At 70.3% G+C, this 19,894-nt stretch carries 28 protein-coding genes and 1 pseudogene; 1 reads left to right on the top strand and 28 read right to left on the bottom strand.

Translation table 11 applies throughout. The annotated features are described in order from the left end of the window. Window positions 1–58: 58 nt before the first annotated feature. The 28 genes and pseudogenes from AB0I82_RS35430 to AB0I82_RS35295 form a co-directional block, all read right to left on the bottom strand. On the bottom strand, window positions 59–481 hold the full coding sequence (locus tag AB0I82_RS35430) for an NUDIX hydrolase (RefSeq protein ID WP_363261605.1): 423 nt from the start codon (window positions 479–481) through the stop codon (window positions 59–61). Between the two features lie 9 nt (window positions 482–490). After that, window positions 491–673, bottom strand: coding sequence for a hypothetical protein (locus AB0I82_RS35425; RefSeq protein ID WP_363261604.1), 183 nt, complete (start codon window positions 671–673; stop codon window positions 491–493). Between the two features lie 16 nt (window positions 674–689). Continuing rightward, on the bottom strand, window positions 690–1,151 hold the full coding sequence (locus AB0I82_RS35420; protein WP_363261603.1) for a hypothetical protein: 462 nt from the start codon (window positions 1,149–1,151) through the stop codon (window positions 690–692). Beyond that, window positions 1,151–1,354 carry a hypothetical protein gene (locus AB0I82_RS35415; protein WP_363261602.1) on the bottom strand — a complete coding sequence of 68 codons (204 nt, stop codon included), beginning with the start codon at window positions 1,352–1,354 and terminating at the stop codon, window positions 1,151–1,153. The genes AB0I82_RS35420 and AB0I82_RS35415 overlap by 1 nt, the downstream gene beginning before the upstream one ends. Window positions 1,355–1,633: 279 nt before the next feature. After that, window positions 1,634–2,074 carry a hypothetical protein gene (locus AB0I82_RS35410; RefSeq protein ID WP_363261601.1) on the bottom strand — a complete coding sequence of 147 codons (441 nt, stop codon included), beginning with the start codon at window positions 2,072–2,074 and terminating at the stop codon, window positions 1,634–1,636. Continuing rightward, window positions 2,071–2,748: a GGDEF domain-containing protein gene (locus AB0I82_RS35405; protein ID WP_363261600.1), complete on the bottom strand. Its 678-nt coding sequence runs from the start codon at window positions 2,746–2,748 to the stop codon at window positions 2,071–2,073. Before AB0I82_RS35405 ends, AB0I82_RS35410 begins: the two co-directional genes overlap by 4 nt. 90 nt (window positions 2,749–2,838) lie before the next feature. Beyond that, a complete protein-coding gene (locus AB0I82_RS35400; protein ID WP_363261599.1) occupies window positions 2,839–3,144 on the bottom strand; it encodes a hypothetical protein in 306 nt (101 codons plus the stop codon). 113 nt (window positions 3,145–3,257) lie between these two features. Further along, window positions 3,258–3,563, bottom strand: a complete 306-nt coding sequence (locus AB0I82_RS35395; RefSeq protein ID WP_363261598.1) for a hypothetical protein — start codon at window positions 3,561–3,563, stop codon at window positions 3,258–3,260. Between the two features lie 13 nt (window positions 3,564–3,576). Next, window positions 3,577–3,786: a hypothetical protein gene (locus AB0I82_RS35390; RefSeq protein ID WP_363261597.1), complete on the bottom strand. Its 210-nt coding sequence runs from the start codon at window positions 3,784–3,786 to the stop codon at window positions 3,577–3,579. Next, window positions 3,783–3,980 carry a hypothetical protein gene (locus AB0I82_RS35385; protein ID WP_363261596.1) on the bottom strand — a complete coding sequence of 66 codons (198 nt, stop codon included), beginning with the start codon at window positions 3,978–3,980 and terminating at the stop codon, window positions 3,783–3,785. The genes AB0I82_RS35390 and AB0I82_RS35385 overlap by 4 nt, the downstream gene beginning before the upstream one ends. Before the next feature lie 687 nt (window positions 3,981–4,667). Then, window positions 4,668–5,018, bottom strand: a complete 351-nt coding sequence (locus tag AB0I82_RS35380; protein ID WP_363261595.1) for a response regulator — start codon at window positions 5,016–5,018, stop codon at window positions 4,668–4,670. Window positions 5,019–5,358: 340 nt separating this feature from the next. Next, window positions 5,359–5,505 (bottom strand): annotated as a pseudogene (locus AB0I82_RS35375) (AAA family ATPase); the annotation flags it as partial. 20 nt (window positions 5,506–5,525) lie between these two features. Next, on the bottom strand, window positions 5,526–5,879 hold the full coding sequence (locus tag AB0I82_RS35370) for a hypothetical protein (protein WP_363261594.1): 354 nt from the start codon (window positions 5,877–5,879) through the stop codon (window positions 5,526–5,528). After that, window positions 5,876–6,493 (bottom strand): hypothetical protein, encoded by a 618-nt coding sequence (locus tag AB0I82_RS35365; protein ID WP_363261593.1) that lies wholly within the window; start codon window positions 6,491–6,493, stop codon window positions 5,876–5,878. The genes AB0I82_RS35370 and AB0I82_RS35365 overlap by 4 nt, the downstream gene beginning before the upstream one ends. 119 nt (window positions 6,494–6,612) lie before the next feature. Further along, on the bottom strand, window positions 6,613–6,888 hold the full coding sequence (locus AB0I82_RS35360) for a hypothetical protein (RefSeq protein ID WP_363261623.1): 276 nt from the start codon (window positions 6,886–6,888) through the stop codon (window positions 6,613–6,615). A gap of 10 nt (window positions 6,889–6,898) precedes the next feature. Continuing rightward, the gene (locus AB0I82_RS35355) at window positions 6,899–7,444 is read right to left on the bottom strand and encodes a hypothetical protein (protein ID WP_363261592.1); all 546 of its coding nucleotides are present in this window, start codon (window positions 7,442–7,444) and stop codon (window positions 6,899–6,901) included. A 23-nt stretch (window positions 7,445–7,467) separates the two neighbouring features. Next, on the bottom strand, window positions 7,468–7,917 hold the full coding sequence (locus AB0I82_RS35350; protein ID WP_363261591.1) for an RRQRL motif-containing zinc-binding protein: 450 nt from the start codon (window positions 7,915–7,917) through the stop codon (window positions 7,468–7,470). 374 nt (window positions 7,918–8,291) lie between these two features. Then, the gene (locus tag AB0I82_RS35345; RefSeq protein WP_363261590.1) at window positions 8,292–10,625 is read right to left on the bottom strand and encodes a hypothetical protein; all 2,334 of its coding nucleotides are present in this window, start codon (window positions 10,623–10,625) and stop codon (window positions 8,292–8,294) included. A 92-nt stretch (window positions 10,626–10,717) separates the two neighbouring features. Then, complete coding sequence (locus AB0I82_RS35340) at window positions 10,718–11,098, bottom strand: hypothetical protein (protein ID WP_363261589.1); 381 nt, start codon at window positions 11,096–11,098, stop codon at window positions 10,718–10,720. A gap of 19 nt (window positions 11,099–11,117) precedes the next feature. Beyond that, complete coding sequence (locus AB0I82_RS35335) at window positions 11,118–12,914, bottom strand: hypothetical protein (protein WP_363261588.1); 1,797 nt, start codon at window positions 12,912–12,914, stop codon at window positions 11,118–11,120. A gap of 210 nt (window positions 12,915–13,124) precedes the next feature. Continuing rightward, a complete protein-coding gene (locus AB0I82_RS35330) occupies window positions 13,125–13,751 on the bottom strand; it encodes a hypothetical protein (RefSeq protein ID WP_363261587.1) in 627 nt (208 codons plus the stop codon). Window position 13,752: 1 nt separating this feature from the next. Beyond that, window positions 13,753–14,313, bottom strand: a complete 561-nt coding sequence (locus tag AB0I82_RS35325; RefSeq protein WP_363261586.1) for a hypothetical protein — start codon at window positions 14,311–14,313, stop codon at window positions 13,753–13,755. Window positions 14,314–14,546: 233 nt separating this feature from the next. Beyond that, window positions 14,547–16,547, bottom strand: coding sequence for a DUF2637 domain-containing protein (locus AB0I82_RS35320; RefSeq protein WP_363261585.1), 2,001 nt, complete (start codon window positions 16,545–16,547; stop codon window positions 14,547–14,549). Window positions 16,548–16,688: 141 nt separating this feature from the next. Continuing rightward, window positions 16,689–16,838: a hypothetical protein gene (locus AB0I82_RS35315; RefSeq protein WP_363261584.1), complete on the bottom strand. Its 150-nt coding sequence runs from the start codon at window positions 16,836–16,838 to the stop codon at window positions 16,689–16,691. A gap of 47 nt (window positions 16,839–16,885) precedes the next feature. Next, complete coding sequence (locus AB0I82_RS35310) at window positions 16,886–17,062, bottom strand: hypothetical protein (protein ID WP_363261583.1); 177 nt, start codon at window positions 17,060–17,062, stop codon at window positions 16,886–16,888. Between the two features lie 119 nt (window positions 17,063–17,181). Then, window positions 17,182–17,406 carry a hypothetical protein gene (locus tag AB0I82_RS35305; RefSeq protein ID WP_363261582.1) on the bottom strand — a complete coding sequence of 75 codons (225 nt, stop codon included), beginning with the start codon at window positions 17,404–17,406 and terminating at the stop codon, window positions 17,182–17,184. Between the two features lie 193 nt (window positions 17,407–17,599). Then, the gene (locus AB0I82_RS35300; protein WP_363261581.1) at window positions 17,600–17,917 is read right to left on the bottom strand and encodes a WhiB family transcriptional regulator; all 318 of its coding nucleotides are present in this window, start codon (window positions 17,915–17,917) and stop codon (window positions 17,600–17,602) included. 598 nt (window positions 17,918–18,515) lie between these two features. Continuing rightward, a complete protein-coding gene (locus AB0I82_RS35295; RefSeq protein WP_363261580.1) occupies window positions 18,516–19,118 on the bottom strand; it encodes a hypothetical protein in 603 nt (200 codons plus the stop codon). Window positions 19,119–19,446: 328 nt separating this feature from the next. On the opposite strand from AB0I82_RS35295, the gene AB0I82_RS35290 reads away from it, so the two are divergent. Further along, a complete protein-coding gene (locus AB0I82_RS35290; RefSeq protein ID WP_363261579.1) occupies window positions 19,447–19,794 on the top strand; it encodes a GntR family transcriptional regulator in 348 nt (115 codons plus the stop codon). Window positions 19,795–19,894: the final 100 nt, after the last annotated feature.

The following is a 19,894-nucleotide window of genomic DNA, read 5'->3' as shown; positions in this document are numbered from 1 at the left end:
GCCGCACCGCCGGCCTTCCGGTCGGGGCGCGGCGCTTCTGCGTCGCGTGGCGGGGGTCTCAGGAGGCCGTGGCCGCGCTGAGGATGTCGGCGTGGTCGAACGCCAGGCGCTCCGGCAGGTTGTCCAGGGGCCACCAGCGGGCGGTGCGGGCGTCGTCTCCGGCGGTGATCCGGGTGGTGGCGGGGACGACGGTCGCGTACGCGACGGTGACGTACCGGCCGCGCGGGTCGCGCCCGGGGGAGTCCCAGACGCCGATCTGGCGCAGCTCGTCGGCGGCCACCCGGACGCCGGTCTCCTCCTCCAGTTCGCGGGCAGCCGCAACGCGGCTCGTCTCGCCGGGGTCGACATGCCCGCCGGGCAGTGCCCAGGCGCCCTCGTACGGCGGACAGTCGCGTTCGATCAGCAGGACGTCGCCGCCGGGCGTGAGGGCCACGACGTCGGCGGTGTAGCGGATGGTCTCGGGTGTCTCGGTGACGGTCATGTGTGCCTCTCAGTAGGTGGTGGTGTCGGTGATCACGAGGAACTGGTCGGTGCGCAGGTCCATCACGACCCGGGCGTCCGGCGTGCCTTGGGCGCGTCGTGCGGCGGCGTACTCTTCGGCCGGCCAGAAGCCGCGGGGGTTTCCGGCGGGGAATCCCTCTGGGACGGTCCGGGACGGCGTGGTGGCCGTCATCAGGCATCGCCGCCGTTCACACGCTCGTGGATGTCGATGAGGGTGGCGATGGCGTCGGGGTCTCCGCCAGGCCGACCCACTGCCCGAGGGCGGTGAAGACGGGCACGGCGGTGTCGGCGTTGAAGACGACGCAGTAGTCGCCGCACCGGTCCATCACCATGTCGCGCAGGATCGGGACCACGGCGGTGTCCAGGACCTCAAGGGCATCGCCGGTGAGCCGGACGGGTTCGCCAGGTGCTGCCGACTGGACCAGGGTGCCGGTGACGTGCACCAGGTCGCTGGGCTGTACGCCGGTCAGCAGCTCCTCGGTGATCCTGGCGACCTCACTGGTGCAGGACACGATCGTGTCGGGGGCGTCCTTGGCGATGGCGTCCGGGGCGGCGGGTCGGACGACCAGGTCGAAGGTGGCGGTGCCGTGCGGGCCAGGGGTGGGTGGCGCGTCGACCCAGCCGTCGACGGTGCAGTGCTTGGTGTCCATCAGCTGGCCTCCGTCAGGGTTTCGGTGGGGCGAGGGGAGCGGGGTCGGGTGGTGCGCTGGGCGATGTCCAGCAGCTCGCGGTTGCGTCGCTTCTGGGCGTCGGTGAGCGGGCGAACCTTCACGCCGCCGTGGCGGTGCCAGAGCGGGGAGGCCGGCGGCTCGGGGTAGGCGAGAACGTGGTCGACGTTGCGGTTGGTGCTCATGGGGCCTCCAGGCGGAGGTGAGGGGTTCAGGCGTGGTCGGTCGTCCCGCCGCCTTGGGCGGGTCGGAGACGAACCGCAGCTCGCCGGGGTGCGTCGCGTTCCAGAGCTCCGCGCAGACTGTGTGGACGGGCTCATTGGCGTGGGACCTCAGCGGGGTGGTGGTGCCGCACGGCGCGAGCGGCCCGAAGCGCGAGGAGTGGCGCCAGTTCAGGAGCTGGACCGGCGCCACAGGCTGATCCGGCGGTGTCGGCACCGCGCGCAGATGGCGGCGCCGGGCGGTCACGGCCGGAAGTCGGGCAGCTGCTGGAACACCTGGGCCAGCAGGTCCGACGACGGCTTCCACGGCACGACCTGTCCTCGCGCGGGAACCGGCAGCGGCAGCTCCTGGACGTCGTCCAGCACCAGATGCCAGGCGCCCGGGTGCGCCCATTCCGAGCAGGGCGGCGCGCCTTCGGCGTCCTGGTGGCAGTCGGTGATCCGGGCGATGCCGACGACCGCGCCGGTGACCAGCTGGCGGTGGCGGATCGTGCGGCCGATCAGCGGGATACGCAGGGCGGGCTGGTCGATGGTCTTGCTCGTGTGCAGCAGCACCCAGCCGGTCCGCCACCGCGCGGGCCGGTTCTCCACCGTCTTGGCACCGGCGAGGATGCAGGCCGCGTACGGCTGCCGGATGCTGATGCCCCGGATCCAATCGCCCTCGGGCAAGGTCGCGGTGCTCATGCGGCCCGCCCCCACACGGCCGTGCCCGGACGCCCGGCCCGGCGCCCGTTGATGGAGGGGACCGTTGTGTGCGCGGAGGTGGCGAGGACCGCGCGGCCGGTGTGCTTGCTGTCGTACAACGCGGTGTCAGCCGCCCTCTGCAGGGCGGTCAGGTCGCGGGTGCTGAGGACGTCGGGGGTCGGGGCGCCGACCGAGGCAGCGACGTCGACGGTACGTCCGTCGTCCAGGACGACCAGGGTGTGCAGCATCCGGACCAGCTGCTCCAGGCGCTGCGCGCGGCGGTCGGCGGGCAGCTCCAGGACGACCGCGAACTCGTCGCCTCCGAGGCGGCAGGCGGCGGCGTGCGGGCCCGCCCACGCGGTGATCCGGGCTCCGAATGCCGCGAGGCCGGCGTTCCCGGCCGCGTGGCCCATCGTGTCGTTCACGGCCTTGAAGTGGTCGGGGTCGACCATGACCAGCACGGTGTCGTCGCCGTGACGGGACAGGAGCCGGCGGGCGCGGGCGGTGTAGGCATCGCGGCGCAGCAGCCCGGTCAGCGGATCCTTCCGCGTGGCGACGAGCTGCTTGTGCAGCGTGATGGCGTGCACCGCCCAGCCAGTCAACGGTAAGGCCGCGGTCGTCACAAGGAGGGTGCGCGAGCCGATTCGGCCCCGGTGGTACATGACGGAGTCCATACTGAGGATCTCCCTCTCGTCTCGTACGGGTTGGGTGGGCCCGGGACAGGCGGTTGGTTTCCACGCCTTGGCGCCTGTCCCGGGGCAGAGCTACAGCTCGAAGCCGTCGTCGGCGCGGGTCCAGCTGTAGGGGTTGTTCCAGCGGCCGACCGTCGCGGCGGACCAGTCGAGGTCCCAGCCGGGCCGGTAGCCGCAGGCTCCCCAGCCGTCCGGCCGCCCGTGGGGGATCTCGAGTCCAGCCGCCGCCGCAGCGCGTGCCGCCTCGTAGACCTCGTGTGCGATCCGTACGGCGGCGCTTCGACTGGCGGCGCGGCCGATGAAGACGTGCACACCGCTCAGGCCGGGCTGACCGGAGCGGTGTATCGGGACGTCGACCTCGAAGTAGGGCAAGGGCATGACGTCCAACTCCTCTCACTTCCGTGGTTGAGGGGCCACTGCGACCGCCCCGGCCCTCCGGGTCCGGGTCCGGGTCCGGGGCGGCACAGAGTGCGCTCAACTCGGTGCGGGGATCAGCTGGCCGTCGCGATGCCGTCGCGCAGGTGGGTACGCGCCCAGGCCAGCAGCGCGCGCTGGTCGCCGTCCACGCCGGTCAGTGCGTCGGTGAGGTAGCCGACAGCGCGGTCCAGGTCCTCGCTGGCGTCCTGCCAGGCACCGAGACTGGACGTGCCGAGGACGTCGCGGACCTCTTCGACCAGGTCGATAAAGGCGTTCGGGGTGCTGCCGCGCGTCGCCTGGTCGCCGATGAGGGCGGCGAGGTCGGTGGCGAAGCAGTCGCGGAGCGCGGCGAAGGTGTCGGTCCTGGTCTGGACGGCCATGCGGATCTCCTTGTCAGAAGTCGAGCCGGATCGTGATGGGGATGCGGCGGTCGCCGTAATCACGGCGGGGGTTGTGGACGGCGCGGCGGTGCGCGACGAGGCCAGCGCCCCCGCCCTGGACGGGCAGGTGGCAGTTCGGGCAGCCGTGGAACCAGTCGTCGCCGTCGGCGAGTTCGGCCGGGGTGAGCGGGTGCGGGTGCGGCCCGTCGGCGGCACGACTCACGCGCGGACCGCGTCCGCGTACTGCGCTTCCAGATCGGCGCGCCCTTCGAGGTCGGCCTCCTGGTCGACGTCGTCGGGACCGCCGTGGACGGAGCAGACAGCGTCCTGGTACAGCCCGGTGTCGCTGGTGTGTGTCGTCAGCAGGTCGGTGACCGAGAAGACCGGCTGCCACGCCGGGCCTGCGCCAGCACGCACAAGCCCTGGACAAACAGGCCTCTTCCGAGACTGTGCCTGGCCCCCTCGCCGACCGGCTCGCCCGGCGCGCCGGGCACCTGCGCCAGCTGGCGGACCGGCACGGACACGACCGCCCCCACCTCCAGGAGTCGACGTCATGAGCCCAGCCACGGATGAACGCGATCGGATCCGTGCTGCGATGGAGCGCATCCTGGACGGCCTACCGCAGCAGTCGAACGGAGCGCTGACGATCGTCTCCCTCGCACTCGAGGCTGGCGTCCCGCGCAATGCCCTCACCCAGCGGCACACAGACCTGAAAGCGGAGTTCTACGACAGGGTCCGTGCCCGGGGGGAGACACCCGGCAGCGAGCGGCGACTGCGCCAGCAGGTCCGGAAGCTGAAGGAACTACGGGCTGCGGACGCCGAAGAGATCGCCCAGCTCAGAGCTGATGTCGAAGCGCTGGTGGGTGCTCTGCACCAATCCACAGTCCAGAACGTCTGCTGCGACAACAGATCGTTGACGGAGACCGCGTGGTCCGGTCACTGCCCGCCCAGCGCCGCGTCGCGGACGGGACACACCCGACCGACCGAACGTGAGAGGTCTATGTCCGGTGCCATCGTGATCAGTGTCAGCCGAATTTGTGTGGTGCCGGTTAAGACACCGGGGCCCGCCAGTCTGACCGGCAGGCCCCACTTCCTGGCGTGCAGTTACGCGGTGCCGAGGATGCTGACCACCTTGCCGCGCAGCTGGTCGATGGCGAACGGCTTGTCGATCTTGTGCATGCCCTCGGGCAGGTTGAGGGACTCCGCGTACCCGGAGGCGAAGAGTACCGGGAGGAGCGGGCGGAGTTCACGGGCCTTGCTGGCCAGCACCTCGCCGCCCAGGTCGGGCAGTTTGACGTCGGTGAAGAGCAGGTCGAGCGGCTGGTTGGAGTCTTCCAGCACCTTCAGAGCGGAGGCGGCGGTGTCCGCCTCGATCGCCGTGTAGCCGAGCTCGTCCATTGCCTCCACAGTGAGCATGCGGAAAGCGTCGTCGTTCTCCACGACCAGAATGTGCATCGGGTCCTCCTAGGGTTCATGGCGGTCGTTCGCCGGCCGTACCGAGGCCGAGCGGATAGAGGCGGGGTAGCGCCCGCCAGTACACATCCAAGCGTGGGAACCCGCGGTCATGATCAACCCAACCCGACAATGGCCGACATTGATCAAAGTTCGACGTCACGCGACCAAGGTTCGATGGCAGGACAGTCAAATAGCCACCCGGCGTCTGCCGCTGACGCTGCAACGTGCGCGGCCACCGGCCGCAAGGCTAGGCACCGGCGCCGATGGGCACAGCACGCAACCCCGCAGCTCCCGAGCCCCGTTCCAACTCTCAGCTCAACACGCTGAACTTGACAGAGAACTCGTCCGAGACCATCGCCCTGAACTGGTCGAGCTCCAGGACCTGTGTGGACGGCCAGGTGCTGGCCCAGGTGCTCTTGCCGCTCCCCGCCGCGCCGATGAGGACGATCAGCGCCGGGTCGGGGATGGTCGTGTCGAGCGGCTGCATGGTGCCGTCGAAGGTGGTCTTCACGGGCGTTCTCCTTGCGGGTGGAGGGTGGCGGTGGCCAGGTGCAGGCGCATCCCGGCGGAGTCGAGCGCGAAGGCCGCGGCCTCTTCGATCGCGCAGGCGGCAGACTCGGAGTCCTCACCGTCCAGCGGGGTGAGCGCGGCGGCCCGGGAGGCCATCGTCAGCAGCTGGTTGAGCGAGCCGAGGACGCCGCCCTTGGGGTCGGCCTCGTCGAACAGCTCGCGCAGTGTCTCGGCGAGGAACTCGGCGTCGATCGGACCGCCCAGTTCGTCCTCGATCTGCTGGACGGCGAGCTTCGCGATCCCGGCGGAAGCGCGGACACGCTCCAGCCGGGTACAGGCAGCAGGGATCACCGGCGGTCGCCCTTGCGCAGGGTGATCCAGGTGGTGACTAGGGCGGCGGCCACGCCGATCGCGCGGTGGGCCGCCTGGTCCAACTCCATGAGCGCGGTACCGGGACCGGAGACGTCCTGGACGACCTTGCGGTACTCGGTGCCCTCGCCGCCAGCCTTACGGACAACGGTGGCGTGCTTGATGTAGCCGCTCTTGCCGGCCTTCTCCGCGAGCCAGAGCAGCGGTTCGCGCCTGTCCAGGATTCCGTGGGTGATCGCGTTGATCGCGGCGCCCGTCAACAGGGCGCTGGCGGGGACACGGTAGCCGAGGGTGCGGGTGACGGCGAGGGTGGAAGCGAGCTGCACGGCCGAGTAGGACGCGACATGTCGGCTCACCGAGCGGCGGCCGTAGGCGCTGGCGGTGCAGGTGCGGCCTTCCTTGCCGTGCCGGTACGGGTTCTCTTCCACCGGGGAGCCGTCGTTCTTGTAGACCAGGTGCGAGCCGTGCATCCCCTTGGTCGAAGCATCGTGCGAGTTCTGTACGAACTGGTCCCCCAGGGCGTGAACTCCGTCGAAGACGGCGGTCAGGGCGGCGACCAGGGCCAGGCCCTCGATGGCGCGGAGGCGATCGGTCATGCTGGGTGTGCTCCTCATCTCGGATTCGGGGGTGCCGGGGCGGCCGGCCTCTTGCCGATGCTGCGGACGCCCCGTAGTGCCTTCGCCCCCGGCCGGTCTCCGGCCGGGGGCGGTGGTGCTCAGAACGGAGGCTCGTCCCAGGCCGGGATGGGCAGGAGCCGGATGCGCAGCTCTCGCCGGTCGGACCAGCAGCCGCACGCCTCCATCTCGGGGAAGGCGCCGCCGACCCACCAGCCGCCGGCCCCGTGGCAGTGCGGGCAATGGCGGCGGGGCTGGGGGAGCAGTTCGATGCGGTGCCGATCGACGTGCAGCTGCCAACGGGCGGCCTTGAGTACGAAGGTGGCCACGCCGACCGAGGCGGGGACGGCGGCTGCCAGGAGCAAGGCGGTGCGGATGCGCGCCACGTCAGCTCCGGCGCGGGTGCGGCTGGATCAGGAAGCGAGTGCCGGTGCCGCGGTACTCGGGCTCGGCAGTGAGGAAGTCGGGCTCCATCTGGGCGAGGGTCATCATCTGCGCTTTGATCCAGTCGGTCGATCGCTGCAGATCGACACGGATGACGTTGAACTCGGAGATGCGCACCGTGCGCGGTGACGGTTCGTGGGTGCGGCGGCGGCTCCGCAGGTGGCTTCGGACCAGGCCGGCAGCATCGGTGTCAGCGGGCCGGGAGGGCACGCCCTGGGTAATCGCCCGGCAGTTGGCCGCGTGGCTATTGGCGGCATAAGCAGCGTCTTGTTCCGACATCGGGGTGCTGGCGTTGACGTGGTCCGCGCGGTAGGGGCAGGCCAGGCAGGCGACGGCGTAGTAGAGGGTGCTGCGATCGGCATCGGCGGTGTAGACGACGACAGTTGCTCCTTCCAAGGCGCGGTAGCGCTGGGTGACGATTGTGCCTTCCGGCGTCCACGTCACCGGGTCCGATGCGACGAAGCGGCGGGGGAACAGGCCGAGAGCCATGGCTTCTCCTTCGGGTTTGTTGTTCAGGCGGCCAGCTGCTGCGCAGCCGGGTCCGGGAGGTAATAGGTGTGCGGGGCGGTGGTGCCGTCGTGGCACTCCAGGCAGCAGCCCAAGGTCTTGAGCGGCAGGCAGAACATGTACCGACGCAGGCAGCGGGGACATGTCTGTCGCGCTGCCATCGCACGGTCCAGCGCCCACTCCTGCGCGAGTGTCGGCGTCCTCTTGGGCTTGGCGAGGTCGGCGCGGTAGAGCCAGGCCAGGTGAGTGCAGGCGGTCCGCGGCCGATACGAGCAGCGGCGGCAGCGCAGCTGCGCGACCGGGTCGTGGCCGCCCGGGGAAAGGCCGGCGGACCGTAACTGTCTGCGCGTGAGCAGGTTCTTCGGGGCGCTGTGCCAGTCGAACTCCGGGAACGTGAGCGTCCCTTCGTCGTGGACATCGACGTCGACCAGGTCCTCGCCGCCATCGGCGGCCATCACCGGCTCCAGGCGCCGGGCAGCCGACGGGGGAGCTGCGGGTAGCGGGAGCCGGGGCGCTGCGGGCGGGGCAGGCCGGTCCTGCGGCGCGGACGGGGGATAAGCACGTGCGATCTCCTCCAGTCGTCGGTGGACAGCGCCGCGCCCCGCCGATACCAGGGGGGGTGTCGGCGGGGCGCGGTGTGACTCGGTCGCGGCGAGCGGTCCGGCTGGTTGGGTTCGGCTCCGGCGCTGTGCGTGCCGCCGAAGTAGCCAGCCAGTGTCCAGCAGGGTGGTGTCCGCGGTGCTCCATATGTCGCGGGCGACCGCTAGCGCAGCTGACACCGGCCTCGGCGCGCCGCCCATATGGGAAACGCGCCGTTATGTGTCAGCGCTTACGCGGCCGGCTCGTCACTGGCGGCCGGCGCTGGCCCCAGGGCCACCTTCGAGGACTTCCCCTCCGTGATCCGGTGGATCTTCCCCGCGGCCTCCAGGGACTTCAGGTTGTTGGCGAAGGTCGACTCCTTCAGGCCGGTGGCCGCCAGGAGCTGGCCGCGGTCCACGTAGTCGATGTCTTCCGGGTCGACCTCGTCGCCCTCGTCCAGCGCGTCGACGTACAGCGGGTCGGACTCGTCGCGGAGCGCGTCCATGATCTTCTCCGCCGCGGTGCGTTCCTTCGCCTTCGGGAGGTCGACGCCAGCGAACGACGTCCCCGCCTCCCCCGTCTCCGCGCCGTCCTCGTCGCCTTCGCCCTTCTCCTCGAAGCCGGGGATGGGGGTCATGGCGCGCTCCTCCATTTCGGCCTCGTCGCCCCACCACGGGACGTCAAGGGGCGCCGCGATCTCATCGGGCCGGATGTACGGGGTGGCGTCCTCCAGGGTGTCGAAGCGCATCATGCCGGCGCGCCCGCCCGGGGCCGCGACGTAGCCCAGGCCGAACGTACGGCGCGGGTCGCCCTCCTCTACGCTCGGGTCGTAGATCAGCGAATCGTCCTCGTCGACCCACACCGCGGGGATCAGGGAGGGGTCCAGGCCCTCGAAGCCTTCGGGGAGGTCGCCCAGGTTCACCTGGTCGCTGTCGGTGCGAAGAATGATCCACGTCCCGCCGGCCAGGAGGTTGGCACGGATCGCTTGCTCCCCGCCGATCTGGTCCAGGTTCACGGTCTGGTTCGCCAGGACCCAGGGAAGGCCCAGGGAACGGCCCAGGCTGGCGCCGTCCTTGACAATCTTCACGGCCTCCTTGCGGTTGACGACCCCGGGGCCCAGCTTCTGGGCGGCCTCGTCCAGGATCGTGGCGCAGTACGGCCGCAGCTTCGACGGCTGGAAGTTCTTCAGCTCCAGGCGCGCGGCCTCCTCGATCCGGTGCTGAAGGACCCACCAGGACAGGCGCATGGCGCCCAGCGCGTCGTAGTTGCCCAGGCCGGAGTACGCGGCCATGCGCGGAATCGCGGGGTTGGACGCTCCCTTGGGGTCCGCGTAAATCTGCGCCATGCCGTTGGCGTGGTAGGCCAGCGAAATGATCTGGAGGCCGCCGCCCTTGCCGGAGCCGGTGGTCCCCGCGACCACGATGTGGAGGGCGCCCAGCTTCGGGTCGAACAACTGGAGACGCGCGGGGTAGCCGGAGACGATCTTCCCGACGTTGACCCAGCCGCCCGGGGTCGCCTTCAGCGATTCCAGGCCCTCGAAGAGGTGGCCGGCCTCCAGGGGGTTGGAATCCATCACGCGGACGATCGCCTGGCGGGGATTGCGCCTCGGCTCGTAGGAGACGAGGTCGATCGATCGGCGGAGCGCGCCGGCCAGCGCGCCCAGGTCCACGGTGCGCGGGAGCGCGTCCAGGTCGTCGTCGGCCTCCACGAGGGCGGACTGGCCCTTCGTGTTGGGGTCCTGCTCCACCTTGGCCAGGTGGGTCTTGGGAAGGACGCGCCTTTGGACGCGTTTCCAGGCCCCTTCGAGGGTGTTGGGGTCCAGCTCCGTGGGCTGGACGTAGGAGACGGTGATCAGTGCTTCGCCGGCGTGGTCGCCGTGCTGGATCTTGATCCAGGCGGGATTCACGCGGTACACGCTGGAGACGGCCTCCTTCGTGACGTTCACGGACGAGCCGGCCGGCGCGATGATCCGCCCGGTCCAGTACGTCATGTACACCGTGACGTCGGTCAGGACCTGGTGGCGGTGCTGGCCCTTATCGGGGTCGGAGATCGTCCGCTCCCAGGCGGCCATGATCTTCTCCGCCGGCGTCATGGGGGCCGGCGCGCCGGTGTTCGTCTCCTGGGCCAGCGCCTGCTGCTGGATTTCCACCTGGTGCCTGCCGAAGACCCGACGGAGCCGGTATCCGACCAGGCCCACCGCAGCCCACCAGCCCAGCGACAGGATCCCGGGCACGGAGACGGGATCGAGGGCGCCGGCCATCAGCATGTCGACGCCCTCCCCGCCCTCGAGCAGGCCCAGCGCCAGGGACATTCCCGTGGTGATCGTGGAGATCCCCATGGTGTCGCGGTGCGCACGGGCGATGTCCATCCCAGGGAGCGCGTTCGCCCAGCGGCCCAGACGGTTCATGTAGTTGGCGCCGGCGAAGGTCGCGCCGGCCAGGAAGCCGGCGCCGGCCGCCGCCGCCGCGTTCGGGTCCAGCGCCGGCGCCAGGAGGCCGGCCCCGATCGGGAGGACAACCTGGGCGATGGCCGCGGCGCGCTCCGCCGGCTGGGCGTTCGGCATGGTCTGAAGGGTCGTAGACATCGAGGACGCTCCTCCTGAATCCGGGGATCCATGCAAAGGCGCCCGTACCGGGGTCGGTCCCGGTACGGGCGCGCGGGGTGGGCGGTGTTCGGTTACTCCTGCTCGAACCAGTCCCTGGAGACCTTGTCCAGGTCGGTCACGTTCGAGCGGTCGAAGGCTTCCTGGAAGCCGGCGTGTGTGGTGCGGGCCTGGTCGCCGGCCGCCGCGGCGGCCTTCGACGTGTCCTGGGCCTTCGACGCGTACTGGATCGCGCCCTTTGACACGCCCCGGATGACCTTCGCCAGCTCCTGGCATTCGGAGCGGGAGTCGGGGTCGACCGACTTCGAGGCCAGGGCCTCCGCGTCGCTCCCGGTGTCGTCCGCCAGCTCCTTGATTTTGTCCGCGGCCCTCTTCACGGACTCCGCGTTACGGGCCAGGGCCTTCTCCTTGGCCCCGACCTTCGCCACGAGGGCCTTGTACGTCAGCTCCGCCATGATCAGCTCCTCCTGGTCGTCACGCGGCGGTCGCGTACGAACCCTTGTCGTTGTAGAAGCGAAGCTCCGCCGGCTTCGTCTCGTCGGAGTCCACGACGGCCTTGTACAGCGGGGCGTACCGGGTGTCGATGTTGGTCCGCACGACCTTGCACATCTCCGCGGCGCGCTTCGCCTGCTTGTGGAGTGCGGCGGCTTCCGTCGCCTGATTCTTCGCGGCCTCCACCAGCTTGGACAGCTTCTGAGCGACCTTCTCCCCGCCCTTGACACTCTTGGCCTGCTCCATCAGCTTCTGGCAGTCCTGGGCTTCCTTCTCCGCGGCCTTCTCCAGCTGCTTGCACGCCTCCGCGATCTTGATCAGGTGGGTCTCCTTGGCCTCCAGCTTCCGCTCGTACTGCTTAAAGTTGCGGAGCTCCTTCCGGCTGACCGACCCACGGGCGCCTTCGGTGCCCAGCGTCAGGGTGTTGGCGTCGATCTCCTTCACCATCAGCGGCTTTACGTCGGTGCTCACTCCGTCGTCTCCCTCGTTGGTCGTGATGACGACGGTCCGGCCGTCGCCCGTGGTCGCGGTGGTCGGCGCCGGCTTCGCCTTGTCGACTGGCTTCGCGGCGCTGGCCTCCTTGGGCTGGCCGTCCGTGCCGGCCTGCTTGGCGCGCTGGTCGTCGCGGGCTTTGTCCAGGCGCGCGTGGTCCTTGGCGTTCTCCGCCTTCTTGTCGCGGTAGCCATCCACCGCGCCGTCCTTGTACGCCTTCACGTGGTCGATCACGTTCCTGACGGCCCCGCCGTCGCCGTGGCCGATGTCCCGGGACTTCTCCAGCGGGGTCCGGCGGTCGACTCCGTCCTGGCCGTGGCCGGCCTTGTCGCTCTTGCTCCCCTTGCCGGCCTTCGAGTCGGCGGCGCCGTTCTTGCCGGCGCCGCCGCCCGACGAGCCGGAGGAGCCGGCCTTCCCGTCCTTGCCGGCCGCGCCCTGCTTCCCGGACGCGCCGTCCTTGCCCGATCCGCCGGTCTTCCCTCCGCCGCCGCTCGAGCCGGAGCCGTTGTTCTTCGACCTCTTGCCGGAGTCGGAGGAGCCGGAGTTCTTACTCCCGCTCCCGGTCCCGCTGGTCCCGTGGTTCTTGCCGTTCCCGCTCGAGCGGGAGCCGTTGTTCTTGCCTCCGCCGCTCGAGCCGTTGGACCCGTTGGAGCCGGATCCGCCAGCCGCACCGTTTCCGCCGCCCTTGGCGGAGCCGGTGTCCATACCGCCTCCGGCCTGCTGCTTTCCTCCACCGCCTCCGGTGGATCCGTTTCCTGCTCCGCCACGACCGCCACCAGTACCGCCGCGACCGGCGCCTCCGGAATTATTCCCTGTGGAATTCGTGCGGCCATTCCCCTGGGATTTCCCGGACGAATTCTGCCCCCCTCCGCCGCTGGCGGAGTTATTCCTGGAAAGGAGGCCGCCGGACTTCATGACCGTGGTGGTCCGGTTCTCCTTCACCTGGTGCGCCTGAGCTTCGGCCTTCTTCAGATCCAGGCGCTTGTTCGTGGTCCCGCCACCCTTCGCCCAGCGTTGGGCCGTAGCCAGACCGAACTCCTTGATCACGCTCCGCTTGTGCTTCATGCCAGCCGCGTCCGACCCCTTACCGGCGACCTCGTCGGCCGCGCGGTAGGTGGCACTGGAGGCCCCGGGCGCTGAGCGGTCCAGGGCACCGTCGGCGTCCACGATGCCGTTCGCCTTGGCGGCCGGATCGTCGCTGGCCGGCTTCGCGGCGGTGGGGTCGGCGGCGGGTCGGGCCGGCTCGATCGCGGCCAGCCAGCTGGGGATGGATCCGGTTCCGGTCACCGGCTCCGGCGCGCCGCTGGCGGCCGGTGTCTCGGGCGGATCCGGCGGTCCGGGGACCGCGGGGGGCGCCGTATCGGTCGCCATATTCCCTCACTCTCCGTAGTTACTTACTCCTTACCTCCGGCCGGAGAGCGCCAGTTGAGCGGACCACGGGGTCCGGTTGCGGCACTCTCCCGCAAGGAGGGAGGAGTAAGTAAGCACTCTCCGTGACTAATCAGCGACCTTCTTGCCCTTGTTCGCGGCCACCGCGATGACCAGGCCGCCGCCGACGACGATGCCCAGCAGGGCCGCGGAGTTGAGGCCCCCGCCGTCGCTCCCGCTGGCGTCCTCTGCAGAGCCAGCGGCGGCCATGTCCGAGCCGTTGACCGCGTCGTACTGCTGCTTGCAATCCGCGATCGCTTCGGACTTCGAGGGCGAGCCGTACCCCTTGTCGACGAGGTCGGAGGAGTAGTCCTTCACGCACTGGTTGACGCTGGCCTGGCGGGCGGCGGCAGCGGCACGGTCGGACTTCTCGTCCTTTGCCTTCGCCTCGTTCCGGATCTTCAGCTCCTCCAGCTCCAGCTTCTTCATCTGGAGCTCCAGGGCGGCGGCCTCCTTACGGTCGGCCTCCACACCAGCGGAGTGGACGTTCCACCAGATCGTTCCGCCGCCCACGATCGCGACGCCGGCCACCGCAATGGCGACCTTTCCGCGGCGCGTCAGGCCAGCCTTCTGGGTCTTTACGACCGTGGTCCCGTACGCGTTCGTTTCCTCGTACGGGTCGTCATTTCCGAAGGCCATCCCCTGGTTGATTCCCTGGGAAATACCCTGGAATGCGTACTCCTCTTCGGGGGTCATTTCAGTCTCCGTTCTTCTGTGCAATATCGGAGGCGTGGGAGATCATCGCCCGAACGCCTTCGAAGGTGTTGTGGGAGAGGTCATTCCAGGCCCAGAACCTCATGTCGACACCCTGGTAATGAAGGGCGGACTGAAGGTAATTCACAGCCTTTCTGCGACCGATGGGAGAGACGTGTCCGGTCGACTCCAGAAAGGTCTGGGCGCCGCGAATGCACATCCTCCCCGTGGGGCTGAAGTCGAAGGATTGACACCATCCATAGCGCTCCAATACCTGGATTACCTGGACCAGGTGGAACGAGGGCTTCAGCGGGCGCGGCTCCGCCCAAAGACCCAGGTCAGCCATTCCGGACCGGACCGCCTTCGGGATCAGTCGCTGGCCCCAGGACGGGGGGTCCGGCGCCCAGATCGCCAAGGCCAGCGGGATGACCTCAGGCGGTGCCAGGCGGGGGGAAGGGGAAGGCCTCCGCTGATCTCGTTCCAGCGGGGGCCTTCGTGGTGCCTGAAACCGTTCAGGCACCACCGCCTCCGGACGTACCGGAAGCGTTGCGTTGGTCTCGGTCATGCGAAAAGACCTCCAGGTCTCGGGGGGGAGGGAATCGTGGGTCCCCGAGGCTGTTGCGCGGGGCCGGGATGGTGCTCGGTGCGGGCCTGGCCCGCCGCGCTCGGGGCGCGGGTGCGGGTGCGGTTGAACTGGCCTGCCGACCGTGGCCGTCACCGGTCCGCGCTCACGCTTCCGAGCGTGAGCGCGGACCGGGGGCGACCATGAGCGGCAGGTGCTGTGCGGGGTGCAGGCGCTCAGGCGTTCGCGGGCGCGCTCGCCTTGGCGCTCGCCGGGGCGCTCTCCTCTACCTGCTCGCGCAGGCGTTGCGCGGTCGGGCGGGAGACCGGCTCCTCGGACAGGCCCGCCTTTGTGAGCGCGTCGCGGATCTCCGTCCACTGCGGGCGGCGCCCGAGCTCGGTGTAGAGGAGACGGATGCGGTCGTGGCGACGCTCGGTGAGCGCCTCCCGCTCGCTGCGCGTGCGGGGGCTGTCCGCTCGGTGAGCGTCGTCGCCCTCCGCGTCGCGCTCACCGTGGTGAGCGCCCGTGGTGAGCGCCGGACGCTCACGCTCACCGTCGGCGTCCCCGGGGGTGAGCGCGCTCGGTTCCGGGTGAGCGTCGTGAGCGTCGCCGCTCTCCTCGATCCGCTCGACGGTGTGTGCGTCCTCGGGGGTGAGCGTGTCGGCGAGCGCGGCCGGCGCGGTGTTGAGCTTGAGCGCCATCCGCATGTCGAGCGGGGCCTTCCACCGCCACGCCATCCAGCCGTACTTCTCGCGCAGCCGCGCCCGCAGGTACGTCTGCTCCTGGAGCCGGGTGAGCGCCTCCTCGTAAGAGGTGATCTCCCACAGGATCATCCGGCGGCGCAGCCGGGCGGTGGGGAGCGGGGCGAGGATCCAGCGCGAGCGCCGCACCGTCTCCATCCGCCTCTTGCCGGTGACCGCGCCGATCCGCGTGGCGTACACGTGGGAGGCGATCTCCGAGAAGATCACCCACAGCAGCGTGAGGGCGGCGTGCCCGAGGCGACCAGAGGTGGAGTGCGCCGCGTTCCAATTCAGGTACACGGTCACCGCCGTCAGCGCCCGGGGCACCCAGCGGATCCAGCGCAGCTCCATACCCATCCGAATCAGGACCAGGTTGGCGCCGGTGAACGCCGGGATGGCGACATCGATGCCGACCGGCAGCAGCCACGGCCAGTCCCAGCCCCACCCTGCAGCCTTGGTCTCCAGCGCGGTGTAGGAGGAGAGCAGCCCGAGGGTGGAGACAACCGCGGCCGCCAGGACGATCGCGACGACCAGCACCAGCTCCTGCCCGGACAGCAGCGGCACCCCGCCGGCGGGCCGGGCGTCATTGCGGGCCTTGCGCCGCGCGGCGCGGGACTCGGCCCGGATCTCCCGGCGACGGGCCCGCTGCACGGTGCGCTGCGTCGCCGCCTCCAGGACCCGTTCAGCCTCGGCGCGGGCCTGCGCGGCCTGGCCGTCCGCGCTCTCGCGCATCCGGTCGGCCTCGCCTCGCGCCCGCTCCAGGAGCTGGTCGGCGTCGGTGGTGGCGCGGCTGCGGGTCTCAGCCGCGGTGCGCTCCGCCGCTGCGAGCAGCTCGGTGCGCTTCGTTTCCGCATCGGCGATGACCTGCGCGGCGGTCTGTGTGGCCTCCACCTGCACCTTGTCGGCCTGCGCGGCCGCCGTGGTGGTGACCTCCTGCGCCTGGCGGCGCGCGTCGGCGAGCAGCTGCTTGGCAGCCGCCCTGGCATCCGCGAGGACCTGGTCGGCCTCCTCGGTCGCCGTCGTCGTGACGGTGTCGGCCTCCGCGCGGGCGTCGGCGAGCATCTGCTTGGCCTTCGCGTCGGCGTCGGTCAGGACCTGGTCGGCGTCGGCAGCCGCGGTGGTCGCGGCCTGCGTGCGGATCCGGTCGGCGTCGGCGGCCGCGTCGGCCAGGACGCGGGCCTGCTCGGTCGTGGCCGCCTCGGTGATCGAGGCCGCCTCGGTGCGGGCGCCGTCCAGCAGTTCGGCGGCGCGGGCCTCGCTGTCGGCGAGGATGCGCGCGGCATCGTCGGTAGCCAAGTCCCGGAGGTCGGCGGCGCGGTCGGCGGCGTCGGCCAGGACCGGGTCGGCCTCCTCGAACACCAGCGGCACGGTCTCCTCGACAGCGGCGGCCTGGGCGGGGATGGCGGCCGGCAGCTCCTGCGCCTTGGCACGCCCGGCGCCTCGAGGCTTTGGGGCCGGGGCGGGCTTGCGCCTGCGCCGGGTGGTGGTCTTGGCCACGGGGGTGTCCTCTCTTTCCGGCGCCTCGTGCAAGAGGTCACCGCGGGTCGGCGTCGGTCGGTAGGGTCGTGACCAGGCCCTCCGAGGCCCCGGCAGCGCTAATGCCGGGGGCTCGGAGGGCCGTCTGCGTGGAGCAGGTGGTCAGCGCTGGTCGGGCAGCGCGGCGGTGGCCTGTACGAGGTGCTGGCGCAGCCAGGCGACGGCGGCCGGAGTCATCGCCCCGGTGTCCGGCTCGCTGAGCGGCGCGGCGTCAATGTCGCGCATCGCGTCGGCCGGCGGGAGCAGCCGCATGTAGTCGGGGTTGATCCCGGCACGGGCCCGGTTGTCGCTTAGCTCGGTCAGGTCGTAGAGGACCTTGCCGGTGTGGCGTGCCGCCAGGACCGTTCCACGCGGCCGACGAAGGTGTGGCCGGGCTTGCCGAGCCAGAACCTTTCGGCATCGCGGAACAGGACAAGGTCGCCCTTGGTGTAGGTGGTCTGCGGCCGAGTGGCCTGCATCTGCGGCTGCTGGGTCACGTGGTCTCCTCGCATCGCGTACACCGGCGGGGCCGGTGGGTCTGGACTGTCCAGCTCCCCTTCACCGCCCGTCACGGCCGCCGGCGTTCGGCGGTCGGTGCGGGCGGATCAGGCAGCCGTCAGGCCAGCGCGTCGGTACCCGGTGCGCGGAGGGTGCCGGGGAGGGCCAGGTCGACGGCGACGCGGCCGCCTTCGGCGTGCCGGCCGACGACGACCAGACCGACGCGGGCCGCGCTGGTGATGTCCGGGTGCGCGGCTTCGAGCAGCTGCTCGTAGCGGTTGAAGGTGGCAGCGCTCCAGGTCGTGCAGTCGCCGTGCTCGGATCGGAACTGGGCGGGGGTCATCCGTTCCTCCTCATTGAGGACGTAGCCCTGGGGCCTTCCCGGGCTGAAGGGGGCGAAAGGCCGGCAGCCCGTGTGGCGGGCGGCCGGCCTGAGAAAGGAGCGTGGGGCGGGAGACGTGTTCGCCTGCCGCCCACGCAGCGGGGCGGAAGGTCTCAGCCGCGGGACCGGCGGCCGAAGTCGTGGTCCTTGTTGGTCATGCCGTCGCCCCCGCCTCGCGGGCCCGCCGGCGGGCGACGCGGCGCTTCATCGCGCGGCGCTCGTCCTCGGACAGGCCGCCGAAGACGCCGTCGTCCGTGCCGGTCTCCAGCGCCCACTGCAGGCAGGTCGCCATTACCGGGCAGCGGCGGCAGACGGCCTTGGCTTCCTCGATCTGCAGGAGGGCGGGGCCGGTGTTGCCGATGGGAAAGAACAACTCGGGGTCCTCTTCCTTACAGACCGCGCGGGCCCTCCAGTTGGTGTTGGTCGGCAGGTCGGAGGAGGGAGCGTGGGCGGTGCGTACGATGGTGCGCATGAGGGCCTCCCAGAAGGTCCGGTGTACGACACAGCCCCAGGGATGCCGCCCTGGGGCTGTATGCGTGTTTGCGGCTTAACCGCGGTGGTGGATGTCGCGTACGTGATGGCCGGCCTCCAAGGCCGCGGCGGCTGCGAGGGCGGCAACGGCCAACAGTGCGCGCGTCCAGGGATGAGACAGGCCGTAACGAACGGCGGCCCGCGCCGCCGCTTGCTGAGCGACGCGGACCTGCCGTATGTCGGGCGGAAGGTACAAGGTCAGCCGTTCTTGCCGTAGTCGCTTCCGTTTGACTGCTCGTTCGCCTTACGGACCTTCTCTTCCAGTGCCTCGCGCTCGGCGTCTGTCATGCCAATCACCGCCCCTGCCGGACGCGGCGCAAGGCCTCATCCATGTCCGGGTCGGAGTCGGTCACGTTGATCAGTCGTGCGATGCTGGCAGTTCGCATCAGGCCCTCCCATAAGGTCCTGGTGTGGACAGCCCTGGAGCTCTCACCTTCCGGGGCTGTCGCCTTTGACTGCTCGGACGAGCAGCCACGGCCCCGGCCGCCCCCTTTGATGCGGGGCGGCCGGGGCCGTGGTCGTTCGTCTCAGCGTGCGGATCAGCTCGCGTGGCGCTCGGGGCGCAGCGTCTTGAGCGGCACCGGCGGGGCACCCAGCGGCGCGTCACCCTCGGGCAGCTGCGCGCGGCGGGTGTCGGCGTCACGGACCGCCGACTCGGTCGACGCCCACTTCATCTCGCGCAGCAGCCACAGGGGTCGGCCGTCGCCCGGCTCTTTCACCAGCGCCTGCTTCCGAGCGGCGATCTGGCTGACGGCCGGAGCGGCCTGCACCTTCGGCTTACGCAGCACGGTGGTCCGACGGCGGCTGGCGGTCTCGGCACCGCCGTCCTCCAGGCGCTCCTGCCACTTCTTGACCGTGACGTTGACCGTGACCAGGCGGTTGCTGCCCTGGCAGCGGATGGCCGCGTCCTTGCCCGCACGGCCGGTGTCGTGCGGCACGAGCTTGGGCTTCTTGGCCTGGATGCCGGTGATCGGCACCCACGTCTTGCAGTCGGGACAGATCAGCGACGCGCATGCCGGACGCAGGTCGTACTGGTGAGGCTTGAGGGTGGAAACGGCAAGTGCCGGGCGGGGGTTGACGTTGCGCGAGCGGGTCCGGCTCCGGCGGGGGCGGGCGGTGCGCTCAAGGGTTGAAGCAGACATCTGGACTCCTCACGGATGGAGTGGCGGAGGCGCGGGTCGCGATGCTCTCTCCGCCCTCCGGGCCGCACGGCACAAGGCCGGCGTCCCGCAGGACAGACAGCGCACAGCGCTGCGACGTGCACACAGTCGTCGCGGCCGTCAGGCTCCGGGGGAGTTTGATGAAGCTCTCAACCCCAGCCGCCCCATGAAGGGCGGACGACTACTGCGGTAGTGCGTTAGTCGACATCTCGCATAGCCGACATTGATAGCTTAGCTGATACAGTAGCCACCGTGTCAACCAAGCTGGGCAACCTATCTATCCGAGTGAAGTGGCTCTACGATGTGGCTCATGACGGACGAGGCCATGCAGCCCTACCAGCGCATTGCGCAAGACGTGCGCGACCAGATCCGGCTCGGCCGATTGAAGGGCAACGACAAGCTGCCTAGCACTCGCGAGCTGGCTGCCCGATACGAGGTCGCACCGGGCACCGTGCAGCGCGCCCTCACGGAACTCCGGACGGGCGGAATCATCTACTCCCACCAGGGGCGCGGAAGTTTCGTCCGCGAATCGGCCATCAATGCCGTTGCCGATCCAACCACTCAAGCCATCAAGCGGCTGGAAGACCAAGTAGCGGACCTGACTGCACGTCTGGAACGCATCGAACGAGACCGAAGCGGTGGAGGAGAGGACCACTGATGCGTCGCCCCACGGCCGAGAGGACACGCCATACAACCGTGCTCGATCTTGCAGTCGTGCGACGTTCAGCATGGCGTTCTCCAGCCGGGTTCCTGGTAGT

It is taken from the genome of Streptomyces sp. NPDC050315 (assembly GCF_040655775.1).
In the GTDB taxonomy this organism is placed as follows: Bacteria; Actinomycetota; Actinomycetes; order Streptomycetales; family Streptomycetaceae; genus Streptomyces.
The sequence above is the reverse complement of the archived record's forward strand: the minus strand, read 5'-3'. Positions and strand labels throughout refer to the sequence as shown.